At 37.9% G+C, this 18,873-nt stretch carries 13 protein-coding genes; 6 read left to right on the top strand and 7 right to left on the bottom strand.

The features are described 5' to 3' along the window. The first annotated feature begins 28 nt into the window (after positions 1-28). Positions 29-1,048, top strand: a complete 1,020-nt coding sequence (gene hemH, locus I6F42_RS00325) for a ferrochelatase (RefSeq protein ID WP_007583511.1) — start codon at positions 29-31, stop codon at positions 1,046-1,048. A 692-nt stretch (positions 1,049-1,740) separates the two neighbouring features. On the opposite strand, the gene I6F42_RS00320 is transcribed toward hemH, so the two are convergent. The 6 genes from I6F42_RS00320 to I6F42_RS00295 form a co-directional block, all read right to left on the bottom strand. Further along, positions 1,741-2,061 carry a hypothetical protein gene (locus tag I6F42_RS00320; RefSeq protein ID WP_007583509.1) on the bottom strand — a complete coding sequence of 107 codons (321 nt, stop codon included), beginning with the start codon at positions 2,059-2,061 and terminating at the stop codon, positions 1,741-1,743. A 9-nt stretch (positions 2,062-2,070) separates the two neighbouring features. Continuing rightward, positions 2,071-2,814, bottom strand: a complete 744-nt coding sequence (locus I6F42_RS00315; protein WP_197149878.1) for a nuclear transport factor 2 family protein — start codon at positions 2,812-2,814, stop codon at positions 2,071-2,073. A 251-nt stretch (positions 2,815-3,065) separates the two neighbouring features. Next, positions 3,066-3,809, bottom strand: coding sequence for a ferredoxin--NADP reductase (locus tag I6F42_RS00310; RefSeq protein WP_197149873.1), 744 nt, complete (start codon positions 3,807-3,809; stop codon positions 3,066-3,068). A 515-nt stretch (positions 3,810-4,324) separates the two neighbouring features. Beyond that, the gene (locus tag I6F42_RS00305; RefSeq protein WP_010555514.1) at positions 4,325-5,923 is read right to left on the bottom strand and encodes an ABC-F family ATPase; all 1,599 of its coding nucleotides are present in this window, start codon (positions 5,921-5,923) and stop codon (positions 4,325-4,327) included. A gap of 292 nt (positions 5,924-6,215) precedes the next feature. Then, positions 6,216-6,956: an ABC transporter substrate-binding protein gene (locus I6F42_RS00300; RefSeq protein WP_197149871.1), complete on the bottom strand. Its 741-nt coding sequence runs from the start codon at positions 6,954-6,956 to the stop codon at positions 6,216-6,218. A gap of 7 nt (positions 6,957-6,963) precedes the next feature. Further along, on the bottom strand, positions 6,964-7,704 hold the full coding sequence (locus I6F42_RS00295) for an ABC transporter substrate-binding protein (protein WP_197149869.1): 741 nt from the start codon (positions 7,702-7,704) through the stop codon (positions 6,964-6,966). Positions 7,705-8,044: 340 nt separating this feature from the next. Here I6F42_RS00295 and I6F42_RS00290 point away from each other — a divergent pair, with 340 nt between their 5' ends. From I6F42_RS00290 to I6F42_RS00270, 5 genes are all read left to right on the top strand, one after another. Further along, positions 8,045-8,641 (top strand): bifunctional 2-polyprenyl-6-hydroxyphenol methylase/3-demethylubiquinol 3-O-methyltransferase UbiG, encoded by a 597-nt coding sequence (locus tag I6F42_RS00290; RefSeq protein WP_197149866.1) that lies wholly within the window; start codon positions 8,045-8,047, stop codon positions 8,639-8,641. Then, positions 8,638-9,738: an HNH endonuclease gene (locus tag I6F42_RS00285; protein ID WP_197150657.1), complete on the top strand. Its 1,101-nt coding sequence runs from the start codon at positions 8,638-8,640 to the stop codon at positions 9,736-9,738. The genes I6F42_RS00290 and I6F42_RS00285 overlap by 4 nt, the downstream gene beginning before the upstream one ends. Before the next feature lie 580 nt (positions 9,739-10,318). After that, entirely contained in the window at positions 10,319-11,032 is a 714-nt protein-coding gene (locus I6F42_RS00280; protein ID WP_197149864.1) for a hypothetical protein, read from the top strand. Between the two features lie 68 nt (positions 11,033-11,100). Then, positions 11,101-12,945 carry a hypothetical protein gene (locus tag I6F42_RS00275; protein ID WP_197149862.1) on the top strand — a complete coding sequence of 615 codons (1,845 nt, stop codon included), beginning with the start codon at positions 11,101-11,103 and terminating at the stop codon, positions 12,943-12,945. Positions 12,946-12,980: 35 nt separating this feature from the next. Continuing rightward, the gene (locus tag I6F42_RS00270; protein ID WP_197149859.1) at positions 12,981-14,951 is read left to right on the top strand and encodes a hypothetical protein; all 1,971 of its coding nucleotides are present in this window, start codon (positions 12,981-12,983) and stop codon (positions 14,949-14,951) included. A 28-nt stretch (positions 14,952-14,979) separates the two neighbouring features. Here I6F42_RS00270 and I6F42_RS00265 read toward each other — a convergent pair whose 3' ends face one another. Next, entirely contained in the window at positions 14,980-18,132 is a 3,153-nt protein-coding gene (locus tag I6F42_RS00265) for a DUF3427 domain-containing protein (RefSeq protein ID WP_197149857.1), read from the bottom strand. Positions 18,133-18,873: the final 741 nt, after the last annotated feature.

Raw genomic sequence — 18,873 nt, 5'->3', positions numbered from 1 at the left:
TTATTGAATTTGCTTGAAGGAGCACTCTGTGTCGCGATTTTCTGCGGTTACTGACAATCCCCATGATGGGCGTTTTAACCAAAAAACGGGAATACTGCTTACTAACCTAGGTAGCCCTGATGCACCAACAGCTGCTGCGCTTCGTATATACTTACGTGAGTTTTTATCAGATCCACGCATTGTAGAAATACCACGCCTAGTATGGATGATAATTTTACATGGCATTATTTTGCGTGTGCGCCCTAAGCGTTCGGCTAAATTATACGAAAGTATATGGACCGAAAATGGCTCACCGCTTACTCACATCACTCGCCAACAAAGCGTAAAGCTAAATACCTTATTAAAAGAGCAAGGCTATACCAATACTGAAGTGGTAATGGCTATGCGCTATGGCAATCCCTCAATAGAGGCTGGCCTTGAGGAGCTTCGTGATAAAGGCTTAACGCGTATTATTATATTGCCAATGTATCCGCAATATTCTAGCCCAACCACGGGTTCAACGTTCGATGCTGTATCAAGCGTACTGCGTAAATGGCGCTGGGTGCCAGAGCTGCACTTTATTAATGGCTATCATAAAAACACCCGTTATATTGAGTCACTTGCTAATAGTATTAGTGAGGATTTAGAAGCGAATGGTATGCCACAAAAAATTGTTTTTTCGTATCACGGTATGCCTAAACTATTTTTAGAGCGAGGCGATCCGTACCATTGCCTATGTTTACAAACCACACGCTTGGTTGTAGAAAAACTGGGCCTTGATAAAGACAAAGTAATTAGTACTTTTCAAAGTCGATTTGGTAAAGCCGAGTGGTTAAAGCCTTACACCGATGCAACCCTTGAAGCCCTGCCTGATGAGGGTATTACCGATGTAGCCATTATCAGCCCGGCTTTTAGCGCCGACTGCCTAGAAACACTCGAAGAGCTAGAAGGCGAAAATCGTGAAATATTCGAAAACGCAGGTGGCAAAAAGTACCGTTACATAGCGGCACTAAACGACAGAGACGACCATATAGAAGCTGTGTTTGATGTTATAAAACCTATGTTGTAACCCAAGCTTACTAAAGCACATAGCTAAACATATTTCGCATTAAGCGGTGTTAAAATTAACACCGCTTTTTTTTTAGGGCTTTTAAAATATTTAGCTAATTAATTTACAAAGAGCTTAAGAGGCGCTGCGCTTTTAGAGTAATGATAAAACATAAATATACTGGTTTTTGTTTTTTGTTTTTCTCATTTACTCCTCTTTTACTTCTCATTGTGCAAATAAAAGCTTTTAAAGAGCTAATTAATTCACAAAGAGGTTAAGAGGCGCTGCGCTTTTAGAGTAATGATAAAACATAAAAATACTGTTTTTGGCTTTTCTCATTTACTCCTCTTTTACTTCTCATTGTGCAAATAAAAGCTTTTAAAGAGCTAATTAATTCACAAAGAGGTTAAGAGGCGCTGCGCTTTTAGAGTAATGATAAAACATAAAAATACTGTTTTTGGCTTTTCTCATTTACTCCTCTTTTACTTCTCATTGTGCAAATAAAAGCTTTTAAAGAGCTAATTAATTCACAAAGAGGTTAAGAGGCACTGCGCTTTTAGAGTAAGTGATACATATTGGCCGATCTGGTTTTTCTCAGTTATTACTGATTACCTTATCTTTGTGGAAGAAATTACTTATACTTTTAATAATAATTAAAATAAATAAAAACGCATTGTGGAGGGGGAGAATACCTAAGCAACAGCAATTAAACGCTATCGCTTAAAGTATAAATCAATCGCTTTAGTGAGGAGCTCGTCGAGTTGTTCTTCAAATTCTTCAATATTAATATCAAAGTGCTTTAAGTAAGCTCGAGCCTGCACAAGAGATAAATTACGGCTGTTAACGCTATATTGTCGCTCGTCTATGGTTTTATCGTAACGAGGTAAAAATACAAATTGGCCATAAAATGGTGACTTAATATGTTTATTTGCAAAACGACAAAAATCTTCAACATGCTCAGCACCCTTAGGGCCAAGGCATCCGGGCTCGATGCGATACATTAAGCGAATTTTTTTGTCGTCATTTATTTGCATATAAAGCCTTTATCTAAAAAACAGTACGCGTACTATTTTTCCATCTTTAATTTGGTAACTCGAAATAAGTTCTGAACGTTTATCAACTACCTTTTCGTCAGTTGAGCAGGTTTCTGATAGTTCGTGATCAATCACTATATCACCGTGCACTATGCGCTTAATTGGTGATGAGTGAATACACTTTAACTTTTTAAACATTAGCCCATAACGTTCTATTAGTTTTTCTTTACCTTTAAATAATAGCTCATTAGGGAAAATATAAAACTCAACATCTTCGGCATATACACGAAGAAACTCTTCAATGTTACGCGCGTTATACGCTTTAACTAACTGCTCTACTACCGCAAGTGATTCGCGCGATTGCTTAGCTTTAGTTTGTTGCTTAACTGTCAGCGCTTCTTTTGCTTGCGTAACTGCTTTTTCAGCTTCGGCTACAGCTACTGCTTTTTCTATTTTATTTTTAGGCTTTTCAGTAGGTTTAATCTGCTCGTTACCCAATACCTTTGAATCGTCTGGTTTAGTCGCATCCATTGTCGGCTTTTTAAGCTCAGGTGCTTTGTATTCAAGCGTATTTACTTTGTCGTCAGCTTTGACTTGAGTTACTGATTGCTCATCTTCAACTTTTGGTTTTTCAGCGTTTGCTTGAGCTTCAACTTGCTGCTCTTTTTGCTCAGGCTCGCTTTGTTCTGCGGCGTAAGTAATAAGCGCAACGGTGGTAATTAACGAGGCAAAAATAATAGATAACGGTTTCATAACTTTCCTAAAATGAACACTAAACACGTGTAATACCAATTATATTAAATAAGCGATCTATTATAGCGTCAAGAAAATAGCACAATAACAAGGCGAAAATTGTGACATATAGTTGTTCTATATGAATAATTTTTAACGCAGTTAGTGAGTTATTTAATGCGATAGAATGATCATATTTTTGATAATATTGGTATAAGGGTGCAACATAGCAAATTTTAACGTTATCGGGTAGTTAATACCACCACTGTAGCCTACCAGTACTGCTCTACAGTAATGTTACCGGGTGCTTTGCGGCGGTTACGCGTAAAGTTTTTATCGAGAAGTAGCGCTGTTGTGTCTTTTACCATTTGTGGATTTCCGCAAATCATAAATTGCGCGTTACTAGGCTCAGGGTTTAATTTTACATGTTCAAACAAGCCGTTGCTCTCAATAGCGTTAGTAATCCGGCCACTTAAGCCTTGTAATGGCTCTTCTCTACTTACAACGGGAATATAGTTGAGTTGTTCTGGGTACACTCTTAATAACTCGTTAATAAGTGCCTGATAGCTTAAGTCGTTATTAAAACGTACACCATGGACTAAGTTTATGCATTTGTATTTTTTCCATACATCGGGCTGTTGCAATATTGATAAAAAAGGCCCTATGGCAGTGCCAGTACCTAACATCCAAAGCTGATCGCTTTGTGGTATTTCATCAAGGGTAAAAAAGCCAGTTGCGTGTTGTTCTATTAATACGGTTTCGCCAGGTTGTAATGTAGCTAAACGAGGAGAAAGCAAACCGTCAATAACGTTAATAAGGTAAAATTCAAGATCGGGGTTTTCAGGGGCGTTTACATATGAATAAGCCCGAGCAATACGCTTGTCGCCATCCATTATAGAAAGCTTTGTAAATTGCCCTGCTTTAAACGGCTCTACATTAGCATTAACGGTTAAGCTAAAGAGCGTTTCGCTCCACCATGTTACGCTTTTTACTGTTGCTTCAACCCAATTAGACATAGTTACCTCTTGGTTTAGCCATTAAAGTTTTAAATAACTCACTCCATAAACATTAGCATTAAGTGACAAAGACTTACAGGAGAATATGACTAGATTTAAAGCAGTGATGTATGCAGAATTTACCAATAAAATAATGTGAATAATTAGCTCTGCGATAAGAGCCATTAATTGCATAAGGAAAAGCGAAGCAGCAGTAACTAAGAAAAATAAAGTCAAAAAAACAGTGCTTTTTTATTTTATCACTCACTTTAAAAGCGCTGCGTCTTATATCACCATTAGTGAATTATTTACTTGAAAAACTATTGCACTAGGAGAAGCCAAAGAGGAGTAAATGAGAAGAACCAAGCCAGAAAACGAGTATTTTATCACTGACTCTAAAAGCGTAGCGTCTCTTAACCTCTTAGTGAATTATTTATTTAAGCCTTTATTAATTAATTTTATAGTTAAACTCAAATTCCACACATAAAAAAACGGCGCTAAATTTAGCACCGTTTTTATAAGCAATTAGAAAAAGTTTACGCTTTTTTCTCTTCACAACTTGCTAGGTATTCATCAAACGTACCTTGGAAGTCGATTACTTTTTTATCTTTAATATCAATGATACGCGTAGCTAATGACGATACAAACTCACGGTCATGGCTTACAAAAATAAGCGTACCTTCAAAGTCTTTTAATGCATTGTTAAGCGCTTCAATGGCTTCCATATCCATGTGGTTAGTTGGTTCGTCCATAACAAGCACATTAACGTCTTGCATCATTAACTTACCAAATAACAGGCGGTTTTTTTCACCACCAGAACAGTTACGCGCTTTTTTGTTTGAATCGTCTGCTGTAAACAACAAACGGCCTAACATGCCACGAACCATTAAATCGTTGTGCTTAGCTGTACGCCATTGCGACATCCAATCAAACAACGTTAAATCGTTTTCAAAATCTTTAGTGCTGTCTTGCGGGCAATAACCAAAGGTCGCATTTTCAGACCATTTAATTTCGCCTTCATTACTTTTAAGCTCATCTACTAAACAGCGTAAAAATGTAGTTTTACCCACACCATTTTCGCCAATTACAGCAAGCTTAGCGCCAGCTTCTAGTAGTAAGTCGCCACCAGTAAATAACGTTTCGCCATCAAAACCATGGCCAAGCTTATTAACTTCAAGCGCTTGACGATACATTTTTTTACCTTCGTCAAACGAAAGTGATGGGCTCATACGGCTTGAAGATTTAACTTCATCAAGCTTAATTTTATCCATTTTTTTAGCGCGCGAACTCGCTTGTTTAGCTTTTGAAGCGTTAGCACCAAAACGGTTAACAAAGTCTTGTAGCTCGTCAATTTCAGCGCTCTTTTTAGCGTTTTCAGCTAAAAGTTGCTCGCGTTGTAGGCCCGCAGCATCTAAAAACTTCTCGTAGTTACCAGGGTAAATACGCAGCTCGCCGTAATCAATGTCGGCCATGTGTGTACATACCGAGTTTAAAAAGTGACGGTCATGCGAAATAATAATCATCGTACATTTACGTTTGTTAAGCTCGTTAGCAAGCCACGTAATTGTATGAATATCCAAGTTATTGGTAGGCTCATCCAGTAGCAAAATGTCAGGATTTGCAAATAACGCTTGTGCTAAAAGCACACGTAGTTTCCAACCTGGAGCAACGTTTGCCATTAACCCGTAATGAAATTCTTTATCGATACCCGCTTCAAGCAAAATTTCTTCAGCGCGGCTTTCTGCCGTGTAACCGTCCATTTCAGCAAATACGCTTTCAAGATCGGCTACTTTCATGCCGTCGTCTTCGCTCATTTCTGGTAACGAGTAAATACGTTCGCGCTCTTGCTTTACTTTCCAAAGCTCCACGTCGCCCATAATTACCGCGTCTACAACGCTGTATTGCTCAAAAGCAAACTGGTCTTGGCTTAGGTTACCTAATTTCAACCCTGGAGTAATAGATACATTACCCGCACTTGGAACAAGCGCACCGCTTAAAATTTTCATGAAAGTCGACTTGCCGCAGCCGTTAGCGCCAATTAAACCGTAACGGTTACCGTTACCAAATTTAGCTGAAATGTTTTCAAACAACGGCTCTGCGCCAAACTGCATCGTAATATTTGCGGTGGAGATCAAAAAGGGTAATCCTAGATTAGTACTGACAGGAGTACGCTGCAGCAAAACGCCACAAACAAGAACCAGACAATAGGGTAAATTAGCTGGCGAATTATACAGATCAGCCACAACGAATGAAAGATAAAAGGCAGCTAATTTATAACCAAGTAAAAATAACGGCAATTCTCGTTTTTAAGCCACTATTTTTAGCGTGAGCGGTGGTGCTTAGTTACAGCGGGAAATGTAAATAAGCACCACCGACAGCAATATTAAAGAAGTGTTGCAGTCAAAGAGCTAAGTTATTGCCCATGCTTTAATGCACAGGTTGATAAATTAACTTTATAGCAGCCGCATTTTTAGTAATTAATTGATTAACGGTCGCCACGTCATCAAGTGTTAGCGACTCTTTACTTAGCATAAAGTGCACATTGTTAACGTTAATCGGTGTAATAGACTTTACCTGCGTAATTGAGGGGTGTTTTTTTACAAAGTACTGCGCAACCACAGAGTCTTCAATAACATAGTCGATTCGTTTTTTATCTAACATGCTAAATCGATTATTTGCTTGAGCAGTAAGCACTACCTGTGTTGAATACTTAGTTTTTAGTTGTTCAAGCTCGTTACCAAAAAAGCTTCCTCGGTTAATACCAGCTGTAAACTCTTTACTAAAAAGCTCAGGTAAACTTGTTATATCGGGTGAGTCTTTATGTTTATAAAGATGCATAACTTCTGCGCGGTAGGGCAAACTAAAGTGCGCATATTGAGCACGTTTTTTTGTGTAACTTGCCGCGTAGGTTATATCTACTCGGCCATTTTTAAGCTCAGCCTGAACACGCGAAAAACTCGGGAAATAAGTCCATTTAATACAAAATTTTGAATCTTTAAAAATAGCCCTAACAGCATCCACTTCTGTGCCTAAAAATGTATCACCTTGTTTTACAAGATAAGGCGGCCAATTAGTCTCGTTGGTGCCCATTATTAATGTTTTTGTACATGCTAGGGCATTAAAGTGAGTAAATAGCAGTGTTGTAAACGCTAAAAATAAAGTTTTCATTACACTCCTAGTATTTAAACAGCGCTTTAAGTGCTGTTTTGTTTTTGTTTATATGCTCATTAATTACTGCAAGCTCAGTAACCGACACCGTTTTTTTGCTAAACATTAAATAAATATCGTCTTTATTTACATACTCAATGTTGGTTACTAATTTTATATTTGAGCCCTTTTGGCCAAAATAAGCACCCACTAACTCGTCTTCAATAGCAAAGTCAATACGTTGTTTATTAAGCATTTCAAAGCGTTTACTGGTTGCACTGGTGTATTCAATCTGCTTTTTATATTTAGTTTTATATTGCTCAAATTCCTCGCCGTAATAGCTTCCAAAGTTAGCGCCAACGCTAAAGCCTTGTTTAAAAATATCTTCGAGGTTTTTAACGCTATGCTGATTATTTTTGTTTTCGTATAAACGCATAACTTCAGTTCGGTAGGTATCACTAAAGTGCACATATTTGGCACGTTTATCGGTATAACTTGCAGCCCATCCTAAATCAATACGGCCGTATTTAAGCTCAATAAAAGCCCGCTTAGAATTTGGTAGCAACTTAACTTCAAAACAAAAAGGGGAGTCAGCAAATATAATGTTAAGTGCATCAACCTCCGAGCCTTGTAGTTTACCGTTAATGCCCATTACATAAGGCGGCCAAAAAGCATCGTGCGATGCCACGCTAAAGGTTCTTTCACAAGCAAATACATTAAATGGGGCCGTAAACAGCAAACATAAAAACACGGTAATTAATTTATTCATTACGCCTCATAGTTATTATTTTGCTCATTATTACAACAGTATAAACCAGCTTTTGTATTTTAGTGGTGCGGGTTTGTGTAAAGATGTAAAAACCATCCGTAATTATGAGAACGCCTAGTATGCAGGTGTTTATAGAAGGGCGTTTGTATTGCATTTTAAATTTTATACTGCGTATGTATCACTTAACATCAGTGCTTAATAACAATGGCGTATTAATTTAAAAATTTCTACTTATTAAGCCTATATTTAATGCACTTGTTCCTGTAGATTAAACAAATAATGAATGCAGTATTAACAGTGTCTTAGCTGTTAAACGATTAGCCAAGGAGCGGTGAGTCTCGTGTCAAACACCACACTTACTTATTACAACCAAAATGCCAAAGCTTTTAGCGACTCAACACTTAACGTTGATATGTCGGCGCTTTATGCTGAGTTTTTACCGCACGTTGCACAACACGGGAGTATTTTAGATGCCGGTTGTGGCAGTGCGCGCGATGCCGCATTCTTTAAAGCACAGGGTTTTACTGTAAGTGCGTTTGATGCAAGCCCAGAGTTGGCAGAGTTGGCAAGCAGTTACTTACAACAACCTGTAGCGGTTAAAACATTCCAACAGCTAAATTGTGTAAATAAATACGACGGGATTTGGTGCTGCGCTAGTTTATTACACGTTCCAAAAGCTGAGTTACCGCAGGTGTTTTTAAACCTACAACGTGCGCTTAAACCTAATGGTGTTTTATATGTGTCGTTTAAATATGGCGATACAGAGCGTGTGCATAATGGTCGTGAATTTACCGATTTGAACGAAAATGCTTTAACGCATTTACTTAGCCATACGCAGTTAAAAGCTATTAAACAATGGCAAAGTGTTGATCAGCGTCCAGAGCGCGAAAGTGAAGTATGGCTAAATGCGCTTATAAAAGTAGTGCACGTTTTATGATTGGAGCAATGCAGCAACAACTCGACTTTATTGCGTATATTCAGCGCTTATTAGTTGAAGGTGATTTTAGTGCTACTTATAAGTTTGCTCTTTTACATGCTCTGGCTGATATTAGTATCGAAAAACATCACGCTGATCCACAAGCACAGTTACAAATAAAATTTGATGAATTAGTCGATAAATTTATTACTTTATATTGGCACCAAGCATCGCCATTTGGCGCAATTGGTAATAATAGAGAGCAACTACTTTTACAAAATACCAACTCTAATAAACAAGCCAAGATTATAACTACGCTTCATGATGCAAAATTAAATAATATTAATTCAATTAGCCAATTAAAAAAGAGCCACGGTTGGAAAAATATACGCAGCTCAACATTACAAACCATTAAAGACGGCCCGCTTTGGCTATTACAAAAATTAAATGGCAAAGAAGAGTGTTTCTTGTATCCCCATATTAAAGGCCAATCATACATTACCTTAAATGAAGGTATTGCAGGCTGCTTTAGGCGTTTTTACGACCTAGTTGTTTATTTAGCAAAAAATGCATGGCTGCAAAAAATTCAAAGTATTAAGCATAACCAAGCCTTAATTGGTCCACAAAGCCAACTACATGACTTTTTATTTGGCTTTGATCGCAATGCACTGAGTAAGGCAAAGCCTGTGTTGATAGAGCTTCAGCACGGTAATTGTTTTTATTGCGAAAAACCATTGAACAGTAAAACCGAGGTTGATCACTTTATACCGTTTGCTCGCTACGCAAATGATTTAGGTCATAACTTTGTGGCAGCACATAGCACCTGTAATAACAGTAAAAGTGACTTTTTAGCTGCGCAACTTCACCGCGAACGCTGGCAAGAACAAAATTTAGTGATTAATAGCCAGCATTTAACAAATCAACTTAGTGATTACTTTAATTGCGATTCAGATAAGTCGCTTTCGGTTAGTGATTGGGCGTATCAGGTTGCACAGACTAACAGTGCAAAGTTATGGGTAAAGAAAGGTTATTTTGAAGAAGCGGCTAGCTTTAAATATCAGCAACCAAGTACAGGGCTGGATTTAGTAGCGGAAGAAAAGCCAAGGTATGACTTGTAAGGCAGAATTTGTAGTTCGTGCTGTAGGCGGGAGTGTATCTTGGGCTTTAACTTGTAGGCGCTGAGCTTGCTCGCGCGAAAAGCGAAGCTTTTAAATGTTGATTAAATTTGCGGCGTTTATGAATGATGTTTTATCGTGGGGCTTCAAGGGATTAAAAACCTCTATTCGAGGTTATATCGCGTTGGCGATGGCAACCAAAGGGCGGCTGCCGCCGACCGCCCTTTGGAATCCCACGGCGCACCCGAGGATCACACTTTATCTTCAACTTACGTTAATGATGTGAACGTAACCAGCGTAGATAGGCCATCCATGGCCAAGCTACGCCTTTTACAGCATCCATGCTGTAAATTACTCATCATTAACTAAGTTTCAGGTGTGATCACGGGGAATTGGCGTGTGCTGGTAGATTGATGTTTATGAATGTAGGCGGGAGTTTACATCGCGCTTGTTAAATTAAAAATGCAATTTTTATTGGTTGTAAGTACTGACCTTCCTCATGCAAAGTGGGGTTTTTAACTTCTAGGCATGCTTTCGAAAAGTTGAGACCAGTTGGTTGATTTTGGCTAATTAGGAAATGAAAATGAAGATATCAGAGATAGTAAAAACTACGTTAGATCTTTTACAAAAATATATTTGGCTGTTAACAGTTTTCTTTTATATTCAAGGAACTGTTTATTATTCTAAATATTTAGAGCTGCTAAATGTTGATACTGATTATTATCCTATCAACTTCGAACAAGTACTATTAAACACAATGGCAATGTACCTACAACAACCTTTCTTGGTTTTCATACTTTTATGTATATGTCTTGGTGTAATAGCTATCTTCATTAATGATAAATTTATCAATTGGTCTAAGTTAAAATTTAGTAGCTTTAACAGTACAAACAAGAACGTTAAATCTTACACAGAGAGAGACCTGATAAAACCTATAGAGATTAACAAACCTAATAAAATTCAACGTTGTGGGGTGAATATTCTTGTTATAGCTTATTCTTTATTTGTTTTTTTAATTGTTTCTATAATTCCAGCTGCTTTAGTTGCTAAAGTTGATGCTGAGGATTTACTTGCCCATGCAGACAAACAAATCGAGCTAATGAAAAATGATAAAAGCTCTGTAAAAAGTAATATAAAAATAAAGTGTGATTCTGTATCAAAATCTTTCTCAGGGCCTTTTTTCAACATCAAAAGCTCTACGCTTTATCATTCTATATATGACGGGGAAACAACTATTACAATCCCAAATAGTTGTATAGAGTTTCGAAGCACTAACCATAAGATTAATCCTAGCTGAACGATTATTGCCCTAGTAGTAATTTACTGTTACCTTATTTGAAACATAATTAGAAAGGACTCTATAAAATGAAACTCAACCAAGTTTTATCAGTTGTTAACCAAGTAGAAAAATCAAAATTCATTTCATGCCTCGATCGTCTTTGTTCTGATGCCGCTAAAAACAATAAAAAACTAGCTAAAACAATCGATAATATCGACGGTCAAATTAAAAATGCCTCAGGTAGTGAAATTACTCAACTATTCAATACTGTTCGTGACTTCTTCAAAATCTCTGTCCAAGAACAAATATTAATGAGTAGCGCTCAGCTTAACTTATTGGTGAATATTTTAAGTCGAGACGGGAATGGTGTAGCAAGAATTAGTTGGATAGAGTCACTTTATGATAAAGAATGGGTTGAGTTATCTAAGCTATCAAAAGAGCTCAAAGAGTGTATCCAGCAAGGCGCAGCCGAAAGTGTTTTAGAGCGAAACCGAGCCTTAAAAATTTACCATGCTTGTATGAAAGAAGCATACTTTAATGATGAAAAAAATAATCGAGAAGCTAAAGTTACAGATGATGAGCGCAGTGTTCTCAACGTTCTGGCTAATGAACTTAATTTAACTACTGATGAATGCGCTGCTGTAGAGCATTTAGTTGATGTTATTCCTAAAAATGGAGTGCTAGATGCCTTAAATAGCCTCAGAGATATGGGGTTATTATTTATCAGCAAAAAGCGACAAGAAGTATTCATCCCTGATGAAATAGTTACGCTATTGAATGAGATCCAAGGAAAAGATTTAGCTGATAAATACGTGCTAAGAATACTTAGAACGCTAACAGATGCCGAACTTTCCAATGCCTTAAAAGCCCATGGTCGTAAAATTAGAGGCGTAAGCCGAACTGATAAAATTCAAACAATTATACATTCAGGAATTAGCGCAGCTAAATTATTATCAGACGATATTCATAACGTTGAAGATAACCAAAATCAACGCAAAGACAGATTAAAGCAGCTGATACAAGATTTAGAAATTGATACAGAAAAACTAGGCACTACTTTAGATGAGCGCATTGGTCTGATACTGTCATCGCTATCAGGCGCTACAGAAAAAGAGTTTGATTCGCTGAGCGCAAGCGGCTTCAAACAGCTTTTAAAAACGCTAGAAGAACACTTTCCAACTATGCAAGCAGTGTTAAAAGAAGCGTTTGAACTTGAAGCGAACGAAGTTATTGATACCGAAAAACTACGTGCGTTAAGCATTACTCCTCACGATATTTTATATTTACTATCAAATGATGAAGTAAGAGAAGTTCGCGACAGCATGGGGCTTTCTAAGCGTGGCAATGCACGTTTTGCTATTTTAGAAAGCTTTGCAAACGCGACAGATAAGCTAATAGAGAACTATGACGCATTAGCACGTCGTGATATTAACGCATTAAGAGAAGCTGGCGCAGATGTAACAGAAGCCGACATTGGCGTTAAATTCGAAGAAGTTACAAAAGCCATTTTTGAACTACTAGAGCTTAATATTGATGAAGACTTACGAAAAGACTTAAACACCGCTAAAGATAAAGCCGATATAGTAATTTCACTCAGTGATAACGACATAATTATTGGTGAAGCAAAAACCTGTAAAAATGGTGATTTTGCAAAATACTCAACAACGTCTCGCCAAGTAAAAGCCTATGTAACCCGCGCTGAAAACCAAGGTAAGCGCGTAGCGCAGGTATTAATAATTGCCCCTAGCTTTTCAGATGATTTTATAGAGTCTGCTGAGATGGATACCGAGGTTAATATTTCACTACTCGAAGCACATGGCCTTAAGTTAATTCTTGATGCATACAAGTCAAAGCGTAACCCAAGTTTCGCGCCTAAGCTACTGACTAAAGGTGGCTTGTTGAAGGCTGAGTTAATAGCTAAAAATATTTAATTCTTACTTCTAGCTAAAACTTTTGGAAGGTACTCATGCTAGCTAATAATAAAATAGTTATGAATATTGCTAAACGTGCTGAGCGCAAAGGCAGTGATTACTTAATAAAATCATTTGTCCAATTAGATAATGTTTTTCCAACTCTATGTTTAGAAGAGAATCAGTTAATTTATGGTCGCCGAGGAACAGGAAAAACACACTTATTAAAATATCTATCTAGTCAATTAATCAATGATGATGAACATGTTATTGATTTGGATATGAGGTTATTAGGATCCACCTGTGGTATTTATTCTGATTCTAACTTACCCATAATGGAACGAACTGCTAGGTTGTTTTGTGATCTTTTATGTAATATCCATGAAGCTTTAGTTGGTATTGTCCAGGATGTTAGTGGCAATGAAGATTTTAATTTTTCAGAGGCTGTTTTACTTCTTGACCAATTTCTAGAGTTAGTGACAAATGTCAGCATTGATGGAAATAAAGAAGTGGAATCATCTTATAATCAAGCTGTTTCTTCTTCCAATACAAAAACAGCAAAATTTCTTTCAACACCATCATGTGCTATTGAATTTAATAGAACGGATAATTTAAGTTCTACGGACGGTACTCGAGTTAAAAACTCTGGCGTGGAAAGAAGAAAAATTCATATTGGGTCTGTCACTCGCGCTCTTAGAAAAATAGTAGATCTATTACCACAGAAAAAACTTTGGATTTTACTAGACGAGTGGAGTGAGATTCCTATTGAACTGCAACCTTATTTAGCTGATAGCATTAAAAGAACGATTTTTAGTGTAATTAGTATAAATGTAAAAATTGCGGCCATTGAGCATCGTTGTCAACTCAGGCTTTATAATAGTGATAAATCAATTGGTATTGAAGTATCAGCAGAAGCTTCTTCTTCAATCAATTTAGATGAATTTATGGTATTTGATAATGATAGAAACAAAGCTATAAATTTCTTTGGCCAGCTCATTCATAAACATAGCATGGCTTTAGAGCCAACTTGTAATAGTGACTGTAAATCTTTTTTATTAGAACTTTTTGCCTCCAGCAGAGCATTTGAAGAGTTTGTAAGGGCTGCTGAAGGTATTCCAAGAGATGGACTACATATTATTTCAAATGCAGTATTACATAATCCTTCTGGTAGGATTAGTGTTACTGCAATAAGGGAATCAGCAAGTCGTTGGTTTAATACGAATAAAAGTAAGGATGTTAATTCGAATAGCGGCGCTATTCAGATGTTAGATTGGATCATCAATAAAGTTATAGGACAAAGGCACTCACGCGGCTTTTTATTAAAATTAGATACTAAGGATGAAATTATAGATTTCTTATATGATTCGAGAATCATTCACTTAGTTAAGCAAGGAGTTTCAGCCAAAAGCCACAGAGGTAAACGCTTTAGTTTATATGCATTAGACTATGGATGCTATGCAGATTTATTGGCTACTAAAGATGAACCTAAGGGACTGATAATTGATGATAGTCAATATGTGGAAATTCCAAAAATTGACTTTAGATCTGTTAAAGATGCAATTTTGGACCTTCAAGAATATAAAAGTAGCTCAACTCTCCCTTTATTTGAAACCACAGACGACATATATCTGCATGCCAAGCACACGGGAAAAGTCCAAGATGACTATAGTGATTCAAATTTTAAAATCATAAACTCTCTACCTCCTAATATCGGATCATTAAAGTTAAAAAATACAGTGTATATACCTATTGTTTTTATCGGATTAGTCATCCGCGATAATATGGGTTTTAAAAAAAGTACGGGGGCCGAAATAACTCAAGCTTATAATGAGAATGTTGCTAAAAACGAACAAAGAAAAAAAGCTAATAATATTTCTAGAGCATTACGTGACAACAAGACTGTTATGGATGAACAATGGTTAGTTATTGATAATAGAAACTCTAATCCTTTATTTTCGTTATCAGATAACTGGGAAGCCCATTGGGAAAATTATTTTTGTCCAAATAATACATTCAAATTTAATTAAAAATATTTTTAAGCAAAAATAATTTTATTCACCCAACAGCTAATTTCCCAGCCTCATGCCACATTTCACTTGGCATGGGGTTTGTTAATTCCCACGTTATATTCATCGGCTGACTGCCGTTGCGGTGTTGGTACATAACTTCGCCGTAGTTTACAAACCCCATGGTTCTGCCGTTTTCGTCTTTGCCTTGTTCGCGCACAAATAGCAGGATGGTTTTGCCTGTTTGCTGATGTTTAATATAACTAAGGCCACGGCCGTGTTCTGGGCGGGCGCTGTTTTGTGTTTGCCAATGAAACAAAGTAGGGCTGATTGCGTAGTCGTGATATAGCGTGGTGGGCGAGTAGGTTTTTTCGCATTTGTTAAGTGTTACAAATAACAGCTCTAAGTTTTGTTTTTTAAATTCTAAAACGCCTTCGCGGGCGGTCGATTTTTTATCAAACGTGTGAGCCCCAAAAGCTGCGAGTATTTGTTGGCGTGTGTAGCGGCTGTGTAATTTTATTGCGTGATTAGGTAAACACACTAAGTCACTTTCTTGTTGGTGAATACGGTTTATTAATAGTGTAATTACTTGAGCAAGTTCGTGCTGTAGGTCTTTGTGTTTAAGTGCTTGTAAGCTTTGTTCAAGCGTTTTAAACCCCAAGCTTTTACCTGTGCAATCCCAAAAGTTGTAATGCGCCATAAGCGCGTACTGTTGGTTTTGTGGTGTTGGGGTAAAGCTAAAGTCGTTTTTACATAAATCACGTAAAAAGCATAAATAACTGAGTGAGTCGCAGCCGAGTAGTTGAGTGTTGATGGCGCGGTAATACGCAGTGTAAATATCGACTTGCTCTGCTGAAATTTCATCGCCTTTAAGCCAGTGCCAACCGCCGAGCTTTTTATCTTTTGGTTTGTAAATATCTTCAAGAGTAACTTGTGGGTTTATGCGTAAAAAATTACTTAACGTAAGCGCGTCATTAGTATGTTGCGAATAGCTATTTATAAGCTGCTGTAAACGGCGTTTAGAGTTTATAGCTTGCTGAATGTTTTTTAATATTGTTTGTTGAGTATACTTTTGTAGCTCTATACGACAACCTAGCGGTAAATGCGGGAAGTTGTTTTCAATCTCGGTTTTTATAGGCTGGTTACTTTTACCAATGAGTGCGCGAAATTTACTGGCAAAGTCGTATTCTGGGCGAGCATTACCTACAAAGTCGAGCACGGTACAGCATTGCTTTTGGCTGTTGTCGGGCAGGCGCAAACCACGGCCTAGTTGCTGCAAAAACAGCGTTAAGCTTTCAGTTGGGCGTAAAAACAGTAGAGTATCGACTTCTGGAATATCGACCCCTTCGTTAAAAATATCAACCACGCAAAGTATTTGTATTTCGCCTTGGCGTAGAGCTTGCTGTTTAGCCGCGCGCTCATTGGTGTTTTTGCTGGTGAGCACATCGGCGTTTATGCCTGCTAGGTTAAATTTAGAGGCCATAAACTCCGCGTGTTTTTGGCTTACACAAAACGCGAGTGCTTTAATGGTTTGAACATTGGTTACGATATCAGCAAGGCTGGATATAATTTTGTTAGCGCGGCTGTTTTCACCTGTATAAAGGTTACTTAGTTCGCTTATATCGTAACGGCCGCCTCGCCACGTTATTTGGCTTAGGTCGATGTCGTCATCCAATCCAAAGTATTGAAACGGGCATAAATGGCGTTGATTTATTGCCTCTGGTAAGCGAATTTCAGCGGCTATAACTCCGCAAAAATCATCGAGTATATTTGCGCCATCTTGTCGCTCTGGTGTAGCGGTGAGGCCAAGTAATATTGTGGGCGTAAAGTAACTTAAAATAGCGCGATAACTTGCAGCGCTTACGTGATGTACTTCGTCTATCACTATGTAGTCGTAGTAATTGCTGGTTAAATTGAGCGATTCAATTTGGCTGTTTAATGTTTGGATTGACGCAAATAATTGATTGTAGCGTTGTGGTTTGTAGTTACCGACCCACAGCTCACCAAAGTCGTTATTTTTAAGCACTCCACGGTAAGCGCTTTGTGCTTGTTTTAGTATTTCTTCACGGTGGGCTATAAACAAAAAGTGTGCGTTTGGGTTTTTATCGTAAACGGTTTTAAAGTCGAACGCCGATATGATGGTTTTACCCGTGCCGGTTGCAGCAACTACTAAGTTTTTAAAACGATTATGTACGCTGCGCTCAGCACTTAGCTTTTCTAAAATAGCGAGCTGATGCGTTTTTGGTGTTATATCAAAATAAAACTGGCTGCTTGATTGCCCAACACCGCGCTGTTCGTTAAGTGAATTGATGAGCTTTTCTTTACACTCAACAGCGCCTGTAAATAGCTCGAAGTCTTTTGATTCCCAGTAGGTTTCAAACGTACTTTTGGTTTTAGCTATTATGTGCGGAATTTCTTGCGCGGTAATTTTTAAGTTCCATTCAAGGCCGCTGGTAAGCGCCGAATGAGATAAGTTAGACGAGCCAATATAGCCTGTGTGAAAACCCGTATTGCGCATAAATAAGTAGGATTTAGCGTGTAGGCGTTCTTGCTGATTATTATAACTTAGCTTTACTTCGGTATTTGGTAGGTTTGCTAAAAACTCAACGGCTTTAGCATCCGTTGCGCCCATGTACGAAGTTGTAATAACTTTGAGTTTATTGCCGCTTTTGGTAAACGCTTCAAGCTCATTTTTAAAAATGCGCAGGCCTGTCCATTTTATAAATGAGACCAGCCAGTAAATAGTGTCGGACGATTTAATCTCGCGCTTTAGCTCGGTTTCGAGCGATATACCTGCATTAGCACCGCTAAATAATTCGCTTTGTGTAAGCCCTGTGAGTGGAAATATATCGCTTGAGTAATCTTTAAGGTTGGCCGCAATAGGGTTTTGGGTATTAAACAGCGCAGTGAGTATTTGGCCTTGGCTGTCGATAAGATTTTCGTTAATTAGCTCGTCATCGCGAATATGATCTTTAAGCCAAAGTACAAGGCTGTTAGCTAGGCTAATTTGTTCTTGTAGGCGCTCGTTCGAGTTAGGAATGGCATTTATGGCATGCTCAACAAGCTTACCTAAAAAACGTGAAAGCCAAGTTGCCGCTTCGGCCGTTTCAAGCTGGCGCTCGCCCACATAAAATTGATCACGATTTAAGTTTTGCTTAATTACTTGCGTAATTAACTGCTCGTAAATACCAATTTGCTGCATTAAAACCACTCCCTGTTTGCGAGTGGTTAGTTTACTTAAATACGGTACAGCTACAAGTATTAATCGACTAAGTTACTAGTAATTAAGTACAAACGAGTGAGTTAAGTATTAGCCAAGAGAGTAATCAAATGATGATGCTAAGAAATTATCCCCTTCAACTTCACCTGCAAACACATAATTAATGAGTAATTACTTCGCATGGATTCGAGGAAAGCGATGCTTGCACATGGATGTTCGTTCATCGCGTTTACGTTCATATTAATTATTTGTTTAAAGATAAGTGAAATTGAGGGGCGCCGTGGGTGACGAATGACCAAAGCGTAGCTTTGCAGCTTGAGAAAGTGGAAGCATGGATGCTGACAGGAACCCGGCTTCAGGGATGACTTATTAGCAGCAGAGCTTATTTGAAGAAGACCGCCCCTTGGTTGCCATCGCCAATGCGATATTTGTAAATTATTTTAAAAGCTACGCTTTTCGCGCGAGCAAGCTGAGCGCCTACAGTAAGTTTTAAGAACGCTGCTCAGACATTTCCCCCTTCAACTTCACCTACAAACACATAATTAATGAGTAATTACCTCGCATGGATTCGAGGAAAGCGATGCTTGCACATGGATGTGCTTTCATCGCGTTTACGTTCATATTAATTTAGTGTTTAAAGATAAGTGAAATTGAGGGGCGCCGAGAGATTCCAAAGAGAAGTCGGCGGTTACTTCTCTTTGGTTGCCATCGCCAACGCGATAT

The sequence above is a fragment of the Pseudoalteromonas sp. SWYJZ12 genome (assembly GCF_015864395.1).
Classification (GTDB): Bacteria; Pseudomonadota; Gammaproteobacteria; order Enterobacterales; family Alteromonadaceae; genus Pseudoalteromonas; species Pseudoalteromonas arctica.
The sequence above is the reverse complement of the archived record's forward strand: the minus strand, read 5'-3'. Positions and strand labels throughout refer to the sequence as shown.

Excerpts from the sequence above, each read along its gene's own strand:
- I6F42_RS00320 (WP_007583509.1), bottom strand. The coding sequence starts at position 2,061 with ATGCAAATAAATGACGACAAAAAAATTCGCTTAATGTATCGCATCGAG.
- I6F42_RS00315 (WP_197149878.1), bottom strand. The coding sequence starts at position 2,814 with ATGAAACCGTTATCTATTATTTTTGCCTCGTTAATTACCACCGTTGCG.
- I6F42_RS00310 (WP_197149873.1), bottom strand. The coding sequence starts at position 3,809 with ATGTCTAATTGGGTTGAAGCAACAGTAAAAAGCGTAACATGGTGGAGC.
- I6F42_RS00300 (WP_197149871.1), bottom strand. The coding sequence starts at position 6,956 with ATGAAAACTTTATTTTTAGCGTTTACAACACTGCTATTTACTCACTTT.
- I6F42_RS00295 (WP_197149869.1), bottom strand. The coding sequence starts at position 7,704 with ATGAATAAATTAATTACCGTGTTTTTATGTTTGCTGTTTACGGCCCCA.
- I6F42_RS00285 (WP_197150657.1), top strand. The coding sequence starts at position 8,638 with ATGATTGGAGCAATGCAGCAACAACTCGACTTTATTGCGTATATTCAG.
- I6F42_RS00280 (WP_197149864.1), top strand. The coding sequence starts at position 10,319 with ATGAAGATATCAGAGATAGTAAAAACTACGTTAGATCTTTTACAAAAA.
- I6F42_RS00275 (WP_197149862.1), top strand. The coding sequence starts at position 11,101 with ATGAAACTCAACCAAGTTTTATCAGTTGTTAACCAAGTAGAAAAATCA.
- I6F42_RS00270 (WP_197149859.1), top strand. The coding sequence starts at position 12,981 with ATGCTAGCTAATAATAAAATAGTTATGAATATTGCTAAACGTGCTGAG.
- I6F42_RS00265 (WP_197149857.1), bottom strand. The coding sequence starts at position 18,132 with ATGCAGCAAATTGGTATTTACGAGCAGTTAATTACGCAAGTAATTAAG.